The 15,340-nt window shown below is 64.6% G+C and carries 5 protein-coding genes; 3 read left to right on the forward strand and 2 right to left on the reverse strand.

Going from position 1 to position 15,340, the window contains the following annotated elements:
- Positions 1–152: 152 nt before the first annotated feature.
- Entirely contained in the window at positions 153–1,595 is a 1,443-nt protein-coding gene (locus tag MESCI_RS04475) for an amidase (protein WP_013528760.1), read from the forward strand.
- A gap of 219 nt (positions 1,596–1,814) precedes the next feature.
- Here the strand turns inward: MESCI_RS04475 and MESCI_RS04480 are convergent, their stop codons facing one another.
- Positions 1,815–3,053: a M24 family metallopeptidase gene (locus tag MESCI_RS04480; RefSeq protein WP_013528761.1), complete on the reverse strand. Its 1,239-nt coding sequence runs from the start codon at positions 3,051–3,053 to the stop codon at positions 1,815–1,817.
- 68 nt (positions 3,054–3,121) lie between these two features.
- The gene (locus tag MESCI_RS04485) at positions 3,122–3,652 is read right to left on the reverse strand and encodes an invasion associated locus B family protein (protein WP_064992655.1); all 531 of its coding nucleotides are present in this window, start codon (positions 3,650–3,652) and stop codon (positions 3,122–3,124) included.
- A 293-nt stretch (positions 3,653–3,945) separates the two neighbouring features.
- Here MESCI_RS04485 and MESCI_RS04490 point away from each other — a divergent pair, with 293 nt between their 5' ends.
- Positions 3,946–14,694, forward strand: coding sequence for a beta strand repeat-containing protein (locus tag MESCI_RS04490; protein ID WP_013528763.1), 10,749 nt, complete (start codon positions 3,946–3,948; stop codon positions 14,692–14,694).
- A 139-nt stretch (positions 14,695–14,833) separates the two neighbouring features.
- A complete protein-coding gene (locus tag MESCI_RS04495; RefSeq protein WP_013528764.1) occupies positions 14,834–15,340 on the forward strand; it encodes a phage tail protein in 507 nt (168 codons plus the stop codon).

Consider the following 15,340-nt stretch of genomic DNA (forward strand, 5'->3'; position numbering starts at 1 on the left):
GGAGAAGAGGGTGGCGCTGGCGCTGCAAGTCTCCTCTCCCCTCGGGGAGAGGTCAGCCGAGCGAAGCGGAGGCTGGGTGAGGGGGCCGATGCCCCAATACAGTTCTCCGCAGGAGCAGCATCAACACAAGCTATCCGCCGAAGGAGAGAGATATGGCCGCCGTCACCGACAGTCTGCTGAAAACCTATGCCGAGTCCGACGCGCTGGACCTTGCGGCGCTGGTGAAGCGCGGCGACGTTACCCCGGCGGAGCTGGTGGAAGCGGCGATCACGCTGGTCGAGCGGCTCAACCCGACGCTCAATGCGGTCATCCATCGCCTCTACGACATGGCGCGCGGCCAGGCGCAGACGGTCGACACATCAGCGCCCTTCGCCGGCGTGCCATTCCTGCTCAAGGAGCTGGCCTCGTCCTGGACCGGGGCGCCGAACACCAACTCCTCATTCTACCTGAAAGATGTCGTCGCCGATTTCGACACCGAAGTCGTTCGCCGCATGAAGGCGGCCGGGCTGGTGCTGGTCGGCAAGTCGAACGCCCCAGAAAATGGCTGGTCGATCACCACCGAGCCAAAGCTCTACGGCGCGACGAAGAACCCGTGGAAGGAAGGCATCACGCCCGGCGGCTCCAGCGGCGGAGCGGCCGCGGCGATTGCTTCGCGCATGGTGCCGATCGCCGAAGCCAGCGATGGCGCCGGCTCGATCCGCATCCCGGCCTCCTGCTGCGGCATCGTCGGCCTGAAGCCGTCGCGCGGCCGCGTCAGCCTCGCGCCGTTCGGCGACTATTGGTATGGGGGCGCCTATTTTCTTTGCTGCTCGCGCACGGTGCGTGACACGGCGGCCTATCTCGACGCGGTCGCCGGCGCGCTGCCGGGCGACCCCTACACGCCGCCGGTTCCTGATGGCAGCTGGCTCAGCCTGTCGGCGCGGGCGCCGAAGAAGCTGCGTATCGGCTTTTCCGTCACGCCGCCCAACGGCACCGCGATCGATCCGGAGGTGAAGGCGGCGGTGCTGGAGACCGTGGGGACGCTCGAGCGGCTCGGCCACCATGTCGAGGAGCATGACATGCCGCTCGACGCCGATGCTGTGTGGAAGACCTACACCAACATGACCTGCGTGCAGACGGCGGCGACCTTCGACTACCTTGAAACGGTGATGGGGCGGTCGGTGACACCGGGCGATGTCGAGGCGGTGACCTTTGCGATCATCGAGCGCGGCCGTGCAACCAGCGGCACCAGGCACATCTCCGACGTCGAGCAGCTCAGGCAGGTCGGCCGCGACATCGTCGGCGACCTTGGCGCCTACGATCTCTTCATCACCCCGACGCTGACGCAGCTGCCGCGCCCGCTCGGCTATTACGACATGTCGGAAACCGATATCGACCGCTACAACGCCAAATGGGCGGACTCGGTGTTTGCCTTCCCCTTCAACATCTCCGGCCAGCCGGCGATCTCGCTGCCGCTCGGCTGGTCGAAAGACGGCGTCCCGATCGGCGTGCAGCTGGTCGGCCGCTACGGCGACGAGGCGACGGTGCTGGCCGCGTCGGCGCAGCTGGAGCAAGAGATGCCGTGGAGGGGGAGAAGGCCGGCGGTGAGTGGTTAGGTGCTTGGCAGCCCACCGCCGAGTTCCGTGGCGCCCCCCTCTGTCCTGCCGGACATCTCCCCCTCAAGGGGGAGATTACGCGCTCAACAGCCTTCGCCAAATCATCTACACGGTAAGGTGGGCGAGACGGCGAAGCTGCCAATCTCCCCCCCCTTGAGGGGGAGATGCCCGGTAGGGCAAGGGGGGCGTAGAGCGCTGTCCCTGCAGTGACCCGCCTCGCTATCCAATCCTCTCCAGCCGTCGCGGCAGCCTGTTCATCGGCTTGGGCCCGTCCGGCGTGATCAGGAACTGGTCCTCGAGATTGAAGCTGGCGAGGCCGTCTATGTAGAGCGGGATCTCGAAGGCCAGCACCATGCCGGCTTCGATCACGACATCGCTGTCGGCGGCGATGAACGGCCATTGTTCGGAAAACACCGACTGGCCGACGCCATGGCCGAAATGGCCGCGGCGGTAGGTGCGCAGCCCTTGCCGCGCCAGGCTGTCGGTGGCGACGCGATGCACGTGGGCGAGCGTGGTTCCCGCAACAAGGGACGCCAGCCCGTCGTCAAAGGCCCGCTCGGCAATGGCGTGCAGTTCGGCCTGCTCGGCGGATGGCGGCCCGAAGGTGAAGTTGCGCGACATGTCGGAGGCGTAGCCGCCGACCGTGCAGACCATGTCGCACTTCAGCGGATCGCCAGGCATCGCTTTCGCATCGGCATCTTTGGCCCGAGCGCCCAGCGTCACATATTCGGCAGTTTGGACCGGATGAGACAGGCCGGACGCGGCCGTGGCGACACCTTGCCGGTAGAGGGCAATGAGATCGGCCTGGCGCATGCCGGCCATCGCATCGACCTGCAGCCGCTCCAGCCCGGCTTCCGACAGGATGATGCCTTGCTGCAGCAGGTCGATCTCGCGCGGCGACTTGATGGCCCGCAACCTGTCGAGCACGGCCGAGCCGTCGACCATCGTGCAGGCCGGCAGCAGCGCCTGCATGACCGAGAAATCGGCGGCGGGAACAAAATCGAGGTCGACGCCGACCCTTGCGCGCCCGAGCCCGAACCCGGTCAGGATCTGCTTCAGCTCGTCGACGGCACGGGCGAGTTCGAATGTCGCGGGCCGAGAAAAACCAGGCGCCCGGCCGGCAAGGCCGGCCTCGATGCGTTGCGGCAACCCTTGCCCTGACGTCGAGGCGTCCAGCGTGGCGGCTTCGATCCAGATCGGGTGGCTGCGGATAACAGCGTCCGGCAGAACCCGCTGCAATTGTCCCGCATTGAAGTCCGCCACCACGACGCCGATCGGCAGGTCTCGGCCAGCCGGGATGACGACAAAGCCGGCGCCGGAGCGCCGGAACAGTCCCGCCGGGCCGATCGAGGCTCCGGTCGCATAGTGGAAGGCCTCGGGCGCGCACAGCACCAGCGCCTCGATGCCGGCGCGGTCCATCAGTTGCGCCGCGCGCTGGCGGTCGACAAAGCCTGTCATGGATTTCTCCACTGTCCGAAGCGGCAACGGAGCATTCTGGGTGCGTACAATCAAGCCGCTGACAACAGCTACTTGATCGATTCCAGCTTGGCGACGGCGGCGGTGAAGCCAGCCAGCGACACCGGGATGGTGACCGGCTTGCGGGTGACCGATTCCATGCCGATGTTCAGATTGGTCCCCGACTTCATGGCCTTGATGAGATCCGCCGACAGCGGCGTGGCGGCATAGGCGCCGTTCTGGTCGCTGGTCTGGATGGCAATCGTCGTCTTCTGGCCCTGATCGATCTGGAAGGAGGCGCCGGACGGCAGGAACAGGCCGTGCGGCAGGGCAAGCAGCATGGCGAGGCTGCCATTGCCGTTGTCGCGGCGCACGGTCACGGTCAGCACGCGCTGCCCAGTCTTGGCCTCGGTCAGGTTCTGCGAAAGCTGGCACTGAAGCTCGGTGGTCGCCGAACCGCTGGAGCAGTTCACCGCCCACGGATTGGCATCGGCCGGTTTTGCATTGCTTTCAGCCGGCTTTGGCTGGGCCGGCTTGGCATCTTCGGCGAGGGCTGGGCCGGTGGCCAGAGCAAGCCACAGGGCGGCCAGTCCCGCGGCCATGCCGAGTAAATTAGATCTAGCTAAAGTAAATGTCATGTTGTTTTGCCGGATGCCTTGCATGTTTCCTCGCCGCGCCCGGTATTCTCCCGAGCATGGCTTGATACAACACCCGCGACTGTTCCGAAAGCCGAGCAGGAGGCAAGCAAGCCGGCGAAATTACTGTGGCTTTTCGGATACAACGAACAATATTGCAGGAGGCCCTCAGAAATCGAAGCGCCGGAGACTCGCTATACAATAGAATTCGAGTAAGATTTTACACGGGGTGCGTGCAGTCCCCGAAGGACTCGCCAGGGATGGGAACTACCGAGACGCCTCGGCAAGTTGGTGAGATGGTGGCGCGTGGGGAGGATTTCCGCGTGCACGCCGGCTATCGCCGTTCGCGAATCGCCAGGCATCTCTGGAAGACGACGGCACTGACGACGCTGGCGCTCGGCCTTTCAGGCATGGCCGCCTATGGCGATCCCAACGGGCTATGGCAGCCGCAGATCCGCGCCATCATCGGCGCCGACAACAATGGCGGCAACGGCGCGCTCGAAGGTTTCATCCCGCTCAAGCAGACGGCCGAATCCGTGCTGTTCCTGGATGTCCGGGCCAAGCACGATTTCAAGGATGGTTCCGGCCAGGATGTCGGCCTCGGCATTCGCCGCATCGTCAACCCGGACCTGATGATCGGCGGCTACGCCTATCTCAATCTCGAGAACTACAACTCCACCCAGTTCACCGCGGCCACGCTGGGCGCCGAAGCGATCACGCCTCATTTCGATGCGCATGTGAACGTCTATCTGCCGATCAAGGGTGATTCGACGGATCACTCGACCAGTTCGACCCTGTCGATGGTCAGCAACCAGCTGATCGAGCAGATCTCGGTCCTCGACCACCGCGATTACGCGGCATGGGGCATCGAGGGCGAGATCGGCGCGCAGGTGCCGGTCAACCTGCCCGACAAGCATTCGCTGCGGCTCGACATTGGCGGCTATCATTTCGAGGATCCGCATGGCGACGACGGCAGCGTCACGGGCGCCAAGGCCGGCTTCGAGTATACGATCGGCGATGTTTTCGGCAGCAACACGGAACTGGTCTTCGCCGGCGAGGTCCGCAACGACAATCGCGACGACACCCAGTTCGCCGGCAGTGTGCGGCTGAACATCCCGTTCAATCCCGGCAGCGGCTCGGACCACGCCGCCAATGGGGCCGACAGCGGGCCGGAGCCGGTCTATCCGGTCAGCGAAGGCCTGCGCAAGCGCGTCAACGAGCGCGTGCGTGGCGATATCGGCGTCCGCGTCCAGTCGCAGACGCTGACCGGCGGCACGACGACGCGTGTCGCCATCAACGCCGCCACCAATGCCGCCTTCGGCAAGTTCTACTACGCCGATGGCGGCCTCGCCGGCGCCGGCACGCTGGCCGACCCGACGACGCTCGACGACGCCGTGACCAAGTCGGGTGCGAACGGTTTTGTCGTGGCACTCGGCGGCAACGGCAATCTGACGACTGGCGGGGTGACGCTTGCCAATGGACAGACCGTCATCGGCGGCGGCGAAAGCGTCACCGCAAGGCTTTTCGGCGGCGGCACCAGCACCTTCAACCTGGGCGGCAGCGACGGCACGATCCAGGGCACCAACGTCGCCAACCCCGTCTTTACGCTCGGCAACGGCAACACGCTCAGCGGCATCACCATCACCGGCGGCGGCGACGGCATCTTCGGCAACAACATCACCGGCGCGACGCTGACCAATGTGACGGTCACCGGTGCGGGCGGCAACGGCGCCGACTTCACGGGCAGTTCGACCGGCATCACCGGCTCCAACTTCACCGCCACCGGCAACGGCCTCGACGGCCTGCACATCGACGGCGACGGCACCTACAATTTCACCGGCACGACGCTGCTGCAGGGCAATCTCGACGACGGTCTCGATATCACCGGCAAGGGCACCTACACCTTCGCCACCGTCAATGCGCAGGACAATACCGACCGCGGCATCACCGTGCAGGGCACGTCGACCGGAGGCACGTTCACCACCACCGGCGGCACCGTGTCAGGCAATGGCGGCACCGCCGTCTTCATCGATCCGATCACTGCCCATGTGGTGCTGGACTCGATCAGCCAGAGCGGCGGCACGTCGGGTGTCGTGCTGGAGAATGTCGCGGGCAGCTTCACCGTCAACGGTGCGACGACGATCTCCAACACGACCGGACCGGCGATCGCCATTTCGGATTCGCCGGCGACGATCCGCTTCGGCGACATCAGCATCACCAACCCCGGCGCCGACGGCATCTCGTTTGCCGGCGTCAATGCGGCGGTGGTCGCCGGCAACATCGTCATCTCCGGACTGGGTGTCGGCACCGGCCTCGACTTCTCCGGATCCAAGACCAATTTCACCGCGCAGTCGCTCAGCATCACCGGCACCGGTGCTGCCGGCTCGATCGGCATCGATCTGACGTCGCCGAGCGTTGGCGGCGCGGTGATCATCATCACCGATGGCGGCGTCATCACCAATGTCGGTACCGGCGTGCGGCTGGGCATTGCCGGCACGCCGGGCGCCACGGCCAACGCCGAATTTACCTTCGGCGGCAATTCCAGCTCCATCTCCGGCATCACCGCCTCGCTCGATGCGCGCGGGCTCAATGAGGGCAGCGGCCACTACGCTTTCGGCACGACCGCGTTTACCGGCCCGCAACTTTACGATCTGCGCAATTACATCTTCGTTGCGGCCGGGGCTTCGGGCGGCGGCACGTCGATCACCGACCTCGCCTCGATCGAATATGCCGACAGCATTACCGCCAGCGACGCCATCATTGTCCTGGTCAACCGCGGGACAATCGACGACGCCACCGGCTTCTCGCTGAGCGACGGACAGGAACTGGCCTCGTTCGGCAACGACCGCGCGTTCTCGCTCGGCGGGGTGCCGTTGAATGTCACCGGCACCAACATCCATCATGACGAATCCATATCGGATTCAGCGGGTGCGGCGACGCTGACCAGTTCCGGCGGCGGTAATGTCGTGACGCTGGGCAACGGCAACACGCTGCTCGATTTCAACATTTCCGGGGGTTCCGGCTCGGCGATCTACGGCCTGGGCATCAACGGCCTGACCGTCCAGGGCGTGACGGCCAGCAATGTCGGGTCCGGCCTCTACCTCAATGGTGTGACCGGCACGGTCTCGGTCGACGACCTGACCGTCCAGACCGCATCTCAAACCGGCATCGTGCTTGTCGATTCGAGCGCGACCGTCGATTTCACCGGCAACACCAAGATTACCAGTGCCGCCAGCGTCGGGCTGTTCGCCAACAATTTCGACGGCATCGCCACCTTCGACGATCTCGACATCAGTGGCGGCGGCAGGGGCGTGGCCATCTGGAGCGGCTCGAGCGGCACGCTGACTTTCGCGGCCGCGAGTTCCATCACCAACACGGACGATGTAGCCTTCAACATCAACGGTGCGGTGCCCAACGTCACCTACAACGGCACGATCGACCAGGCCAATGCGGCCAACGCGGTCAGGATCATCGGCCAGACCGGCGGCACCGCCACCTTCGGCGGCAAGATCACCGCCAGCACGGGCTCGGCCAACGCGATCGACCTGTCCGCCAACACCGGCGGCACGGTGAAATTCAACGGCGGGCTGGACCTGACCACGACGACCGGTACTGGCTTCGATGCCACCGGGGGCGGCACGATCACAGTCGCGGCCGCGGGCACGGAGCAGATCACCACCGGCACCGGCCGGGCGATCAATCTCGACGGCATCACCATCGGCACCGGCGGCATGGCGTTCGACAGCATCACGACAGGCGTTGCGACGGCCACGGCGCTCAACTTCAATGCCGTCTCGGGCGGCCAGTTCCTGGGTGGCAATGTCACTGTCGGCGGCACCGCTGCCGGCATCAACGGCCTTGCAATCAACGCTTCGTCATCGACCTTCACCATCACCAATCTGGTGACGACCAATGTCGCGGGCACCGATGTCAGCCTGACCAACAATACGGGCTCGATCACGATCCTCGGCGGCACCATCACCAATTCGGGCGCTGGCGACGGTGTCGTCGTTTCCGGCGGTGGCGCGATAGTCGGCGTAGCGGCCAACGTCTCCAGCTCGGCAACCGCGCCAGGCGCGGCGGTCAAGGTCGACGGCACCACCGGCGGCTCGGTGACCTTCAGCGGCACCATCACCTCCACCGGCACCGGCAATCTTTTCGCGATCGGCTCGACGCTGCCCCCGGTCGGCGGCGCGATCAGCTTCACTGGCCCGACCTTGTCGGCGACGGGTGGCGGCGGGGCGCTTGTCAGCAGCCTCGGCGGCACCGCGACGTTGAACGTGACCGCGCCGCTGTCGATCACCAATGCCACGGGCACCGGCCTGTCCGTCACCAATGTCGCCAGCACGGCATCCGCGAGCTTTGGCGAGGTCACCGTGACGACGCCTGGCGGCACCGGCATCTTCATTGCCGACAATGGCACGGTCACCTTCGGCACAACCCAGGTTACGCTGGGAGCGGCAAGCACCGCCGGCATCGAGTTCCTCGACATCAACGAACATATCAGCTTCGGCACGACCACGATCGACGAGGTTGGCGCCAACCAGACCGGCATCGACTTCAGCGGTTCCTCGAGCGGTTCCTCGACAAGGGCCGATTTCGGCCTGACCACGATCACCGGCACCGGCAGCCTGACCTCGCGCGGCATCGACCTGTCGTCGACGACCGGCAACAAGACCATCACCTTCCTGCGCGGCTCCAGCATTTCCAATGTCGGCGTCGGCGTCGAATTGTCGTCGAGCGGCGCCACCGCGACCTCGGCCAACGCCAACTTCACCTTCGGCGACGGCACGTCCGCCGATGGGCTGCAGTCCTCCATCAGCGCCGCCGCCGGCGGCTACACCGTCAACACGATCGGGCTCGATCCGACGCTCGGCAATTATGATTTCGACGACGTCAACTTCACCGGCGCCGCCCATCTGGCCAGCGCGGTCGGTGGGACCATCATGATTTCCCAGGGCGGTGGCATCGTCCACGCCAACACGGACGGGCTCAGCGCCGACGTGACCACCTACACGGTCGCCGAGGCCGATGCCATGACCGGCACGCTGAACTTCGCCTTTGTCGGCACCGTCGATCTCAGCGGCACCCCGTTCACGCTCGATTCCGGCCAGTCGATCATCGGCTTCGGCAACGGCGCCTCCATCCTCACCTCCGGTACCGTCCAGCCGGTCAATGTCCAGGGCAATCTCGGCGCCACCGGCGGCAACGTCACCGGCGATGAGGGCGTGGTCAAGAGCACGGGCAGCGATACCCTGCATCTGCTCGGCAACAACCAGGTGCGCGACACCGCTTTCGACTTCAGCGGCGGCAGCGGCTCGGTCTTCCTCGTCGACGGGAGCGCGGCTGGCTTCGTCAATACCGGCGGCATCTTCATCGAAGGCGTCACGGTCAGCAATGTCGCCGTGGGCCAGACAGCGTTCAAGGTCGTCGGCCTCGACACCAATTTGTCGATCGCAGACAACAACGTCAACGTTGCCGGCACGCTGCTCGACGCCAATGGCGGCAGCGGCGACATCACGGTCACGCGTGGCAGCTTGCCCAACAGCGGTCCGGCGGGCACGCTGACCGGCGGCGGCATCAACCTGCAGAACCTGACCGGCACGGTGACCATTGGCGACGGCACGCTGACCAACACCGGCGCGAACACGGCTTTCAATGTCGGCTCGACGACTGCCGGGAGCGGCGGCAGCGCGATCATCTCCTATGCCGGCACCATCAACAGCAACGGCACCGGCGCGGCTGTTTCGATCCAGAGCATGACTGGCGGCTCGGTGACGCTGTCGGGCAACCTGACTGATACCAACGCGGCCGCTGGCGGCAATATCGTCATTGCCGGCAACGACTCGGCCGCGATCACCTTCTCGGGCACCAGCAAGGTGATCAGCTCGGGCGCGACGGACGCCGTCAGCCTGGGTCTCGTTGGCAATTTCCCCGCAGGCACACCGGCCCCCAACACCAATTCCGCGATCAATTTCACCAATGGCGGTCTCGACATAACGACGACGACCGGCACCGGCTTCATCGCCTTCGGAGATTTTACCACCGGCGCCGTTACGGTCACCGGCACGGGCAACGAGATCAATTCCGGCGCCGACGGTCTTATCTTGTTCGGCGCCAATGTCGGCGCCGGCGGCGTTGCCTTCGACAGCGTCTCGGCCGTGTCCACGAGTGCCGGCGCTGGTGTGCTGCTTGGAGGTATCAATCTCGGCGGCGACGTCAACATTGGCGGCCTGAGGGATACCGGCTACATCGGCGCTTCATTGATCGGCCTGAGCGGCGCCGGCGTGGTCAATTTCACCGGCAAGACCGATCTCGACGTCAGCTACAGAGGGTTCGATATTGGTGGGCCGCTGGTCGGCACCATAAACATCGCCAATGTCGCCGGATCCACCCTGAACATCGATGGCGCCGAGATCGGTATCGCATTGACGACCTCGAGCGGGACCGTCAACGTTGGCGGGAATGGCGGCAGCGCCAGCATCGGCGCGACGACAAGCACCACTGGTTCAGCGATCACGCTCGCCGGCGGCAATGATCTTGTCCACGCCACACTGAACTACACCGGCTCGATCAACGTCGGCGCGGGCAGCGTCTTGCAAGTCGGCGGCGGCGACTGGAGCGAGCTCAACATGAGCGGTTCGGTCGTTTCGACCTCGGCAGTAGCGCTGCCGGGGACAGCGGTCTTCACCTTCAGCGGCAATGCCGAGGGCGTGTACAATATTTCGAGCACGATCAATCATACCGGCAGCGCCGTCGGCGTCTTGTTCGACGGATCGTCCGAGGGAACGGCCACCTTCTCCGGCACCTCGAAGATATTCGACACCAGCAGCGGCACCAACGGCGCCATCGTCAAGCTCCCCAGCATCGGTCCGACCCAGGGCACGGGCACACTGGCCTTCACCAATGGCGGCCTCGTCATCACCACCTCGAGCGGCGCCGGCTTCACCGCCAGCACCTTCGCCGCCGGCACGGTCAGCGTCAGCGGCGCCGGCAACACCATCACCACCGGCACGGGCACCGCGCTCGATCTCGACAGCGCGACGGTCGGCGCAGGCGGCATCACCTTCGATTCGATTTCGAGCAACGGCGCCGCGACCGGGGTGTCGCTCAACAATGTCGGCGGCGGCGCCATCGACCTCGGCGCGGTCAACCTGCAGAACATCACCTCGCGCGGCGTCGACATTTCCGGCACGCTCGGTTCGGCGCTGAGCTTCGACAGCCTGAACATCGGGATCGCGGCCAGCGCCACCAACGCCGTCGGCCTCGACCTCAACGGTGCGGCGCTCGGCACGAGCACCATCACGGCGGACGATTTTGATGTCGATGGAGGCAACTCCACAGGGTCGATCGGCATCGACATGGCCGGCACGACCGGCACCGGCACGATCCAGCTCGGTGACCTCCTCAACAACAATCCTGGCCCGGCTGGCCAGACGTCGACCATCACCAAGGTCGCCCAGGGCGTCCAGTTCTCCAGCGCCACCAACGCCAGGCTGGTGTTCGGCGACGGCGGCAGCCCGGCCGAATCGAAGATCGAGACCTTCGGCAACGGCCAGGTCATCCACGCCACCGACACGCTGCCGACCAATGGCGACTACAATTTCAACGACGTCAATTTCAGCGGCGACACGTCGAACCTGTCTTCGTACAAGGTCTACTATGTCACCGCCGATGCCACCGCCCTTGGCGACGGCAGCCTGCTCAATCCAGGCACCTATGCCAACGCCCAGGCATCTACCGCCAATGTCATTGTGCTCATCGACAAGAACGTCGACGGCAGCCAGGCGACGATTGACCTCGGCGGTACGTCGTTCCAACTCGATGACGGGCAGGTACTGCTCGCCTTCAAGAGCGACGACGCGGCCGTCGATGTCTCGCAGCTTGGCGTCGATACCAGCGCCGGCGCTTCGGCTGCGTTCCATTTCACCACCGTGCAAAACTCGCCGATCATCGCGGCACCGGCGGGCATCGACACGCTACGGCCGATCCTGCAGAGCAACACAGCCGGCTCGGTGGTCGATCTGGCGACATCAGGCTCGGGCGTCGTCACCGGCGGCCTCCAGAACCTCATCATCCGCAACACAGGCACCGGCACTGGTGTCGCCGTCAACGCGACGTCCGCCTCCAGTTTCTTCCTCCGCAACAACGACATCGCGGCCGGCGGCAGGGCGCTCGATTTCTCCACATCAGCTGCGCCGGCCAACACGCTTCTGCTTTCGATCGACGGCAATACGCTGAAATCGACGGGATCGGCGCTGGCCGCGTCCTTTGCCGGCCAGAACATCAGCGCGACGGACAACTCGGTCGAGATCCAGTCCTTTGCCGACAACACTGTGCTCGGCGGCACTGGCGGCGGCATCGCCTTCAACAATGTCCGCTTCGACTCCAACGGCGCCGGCGGCACTGTCAGCGCCGGAACGATCGGTGTTGGCTCACCAGGCCCAGGGCGCGTCCAGGGCGACGGCCTCAGCTTCACCAACACCAGCGGCACCCTCGATCTCGGCGCGTTCAGCGTCTTCAACAATGGCGGCACCGGCGTCCTCGCCAACACCAAGACCACCAATTTCACGCTGAACAGCAGCAGCGGCGGCGTCTTCACGGGGAATGGCGCGGCGTTCGATCTCGATCCGCTGACCGTCAATATGGTGGTGACCAGCATCAGTTCAGGCGGCAGCAGCGGCGGCATCATTTTCGACGGCGTCGCCGGTACCTTCACCGTCACCGGCAACACGAGCGTTGCCGCGGCGACGACTGCCGGCATTATGGCGATCAACGCCGGCAACACCGGCGTCTTCACCTTCAACACGGTGACACTGAACAGCGCCGTCACGGCGGGCGGCGGCATTCAGGTGGCGAGCGGTACGCTCAACATCACCGGCCTCGCCAACATTGACACGACCACCGGCGTCGGCGTCTCGCAAACCGGCGGCACGGTCAGCTTCACCGGCGGCGTGACCATCGACACCGCCAGCGGCACCGGCATTGTTGGAACCGGCGGCACGATGGGCATCACAGCTACCGCTGCCGCAGAAACGGTGAGGGCGACCACCGGCCAGGCGATCAATCTCTCTGGCGTCGCCGCCAGCATCGCGCTCGATTCGACCAATTCGGTCGGCGGCGCCAACAATGTCAGGCTGACCAACGTCAGCGGCACGGTCGACCTCGGTTCCGGCGCGCTGAGCGGTGCAACGGGTACGGCGTTCCTGGTTTCGGGCGGTTCGGCCAATATCGATTACAATGGCACCATTACCCACACCGCCAACGCTACCGCGATCGACGTCCAGAACCACACCGGCACCGCCGGCGGCGGCAGCACGATCTCGTTCGACGGCGCCATAACATCGAATAGCTTTAGCGACGGCATCAACCTGGTGGCCAATGGCGGCACCAACGGCACGACGATCAGCTTCACCAACAAGCTGGCGATCGATACCTCAACCAGCGACACCACCGGCTTCAGCGCGACGAGCGGCGGCACGGTCAGCGCCACCGGCACCGGCAGCGTCATCAGTTCGGGCACCGCCACGGCGCTCGATGTCGAGAACACGAATATCGGTTCGGGCAACCTGATCTTCCAGAAGATAACCTCCAATGGCGGCAGCGCCAATGGCATCATCCTGGTCAACACCGGCACGGCGGCCGGCAATGGCGGCTTGCATGTGACCGGGACAGGCTCGGCCGCGTCGGGCGGCACCATTGCCAACAAGACAGGTGCCGACGGCAGCACCACACAGGGCACCGGCATCTACCTCAGCAATACGAAGGATGTGCAGCTCAATGGTCTGCAGCTGAACGATTTCGACAACTTTGGTATCCGCGGGTTCGAGGTGAACGGCTTCACGCTCGCCAACAGCACGGTGAACGCAGCCTCCGGCGTGAACGGCACCAGCGCCGCGGCCGACGAAGGCTCGATCAGCTTCCGCGCCGCCGACGCCGCCCATAACGGCCTGACCGGCACCGTCGCCATCACCAATTCGGTGATCGCGAACGGCCTTGAGGACAATTTCAACGTCTTCAACAACAGCGGCACGTTGAACATCACTGTTTCGGGCTCGACCTTCCGCGACACCTCCGTGGGACCGCCAGGCAATGTCGGCCTGCTGCTGCAGGCCGACGGCACCGCCAACATCACCGGCCTTGTCACGAACTCGTCGTTCCTGCGCAATTTCGCGAGAGGTATCCAGCTCATCAACAACGGCTCGGGCAACATCGATTTCGATGTCGGCCAGGCCGGCGTCGCCGGCAGCGGCGGCACCTTCACCGACAATTTCGTTGGCGTGGACATGGATCAGAACGGCGCCGGCACCTATAATTTCAATGTGCTGAACGCGACCTTCACCACGGCGAACTATGCGACTCTGTTTGGTGCCGGCGGCGCGGGCTCGCAGATCAACGTCAACCGCGGCGGTGCCGCATCGCCGGTCGTGCGTGGCCTGTTCACGGGCAACATCCTCAACAACAACATCAACAACGCGGATTCCGGCACCGGACCAGGTATCAGTGTCTCCGTCAACGGGACCGCCACCGGCAGCAACACGGTGACCGTCAAGCTCGACGGCAACACTGTCACGCACGTCGCGAACTATGGCATCCTGGTCGCGAACGGCGACGGCAATGGGATCGTCAATGCCACCATCACCAACAACACCGTCAGCACGACGACCGCAGCCGCGCTCGAGGCGATCCGCGTCAATGGCGGGATAACCTCGAGCCAGGCTGGTGCCTCCGGCACGCCCGACAATGGCACGCTGACTTTTGATATCCATGGAAATACGCTGAGCGTCGATCCGTCAGCTGGCGTCACCGATATCCGCGTGCGGCAGCGGTTCAATGTGATCGACAAGATCGAAGGCTATGCCGGCAGCGCCACCGACGACACGGCGGTTCAGGCCTATCTCGCCAGTCTCAACAGCCATTCGGGTGGCGGTGCCGCGACAGTGGCCGCCGACCACAACAACACCGGCTTCGGGACCATTGTTGGGGTTACGGAGCCGCCCCTGCCATAAGCGGGCGTTGCGCGCGTTGGCGCTTGAATAAATTACAAAATGTATTGGCCGAGCAGATTGCTTTGTGCCGGTGGGTGATCTAACGTAACGTCATGTAGAGATTGGCTTTTTACTACAAATTGAACGTTTGGGGGTGTATATGGCCGAGCCGTATCTCTCGGAAATCAAGTTGATTTCTTTCAACTTCCCTCCCCAAGGTTGGGCGTTCTGCGACGGACAGCTCCTGCCGATCAACCAGAACCAGGCATTGTTTGCTCTGCTGGGCACGACCTATGGCGGCAATGGGCAAACGAATTTTGCATTGCCCGACCTGCGTGGGCGCGTTCCGACGCACACCGGTGGCCAAGGTCATCTTCTCGGCGAACGGGGCGGCGAGCAGGCGCATACGCTCACACTTTTGGAGATCCCCCAGCATTTTCACAGCGCCAGCGCGACATCGGCTTCCGGCGATCTCTTCGTCGCCACCGGCAATGTGCTTGCGGCATCGCCCGCTCAGCTTTACGCGCCGGGAACGTCCAATCTGACTGCGCTGACACCGAGCAGCGTCACCGCGATGGGCGGCAGTCAGCCACACGACAACATGCAGCCCTATCTGGTGCTGAATTTTTGCATTGCTCTGGTAGGCATCTTCCCGTCGCGGAATTGA

The organism is Mesorhizobium ciceri biovar biserrulae WSM1271 (genome assembly GCF_000185905.1).
GTDB lineage: Bacteria > Pseudomonadota > Alphaproteobacteria > Rhizobiales > Rhizobiaceae > Mesorhizobium > Mesorhizobium ciceri.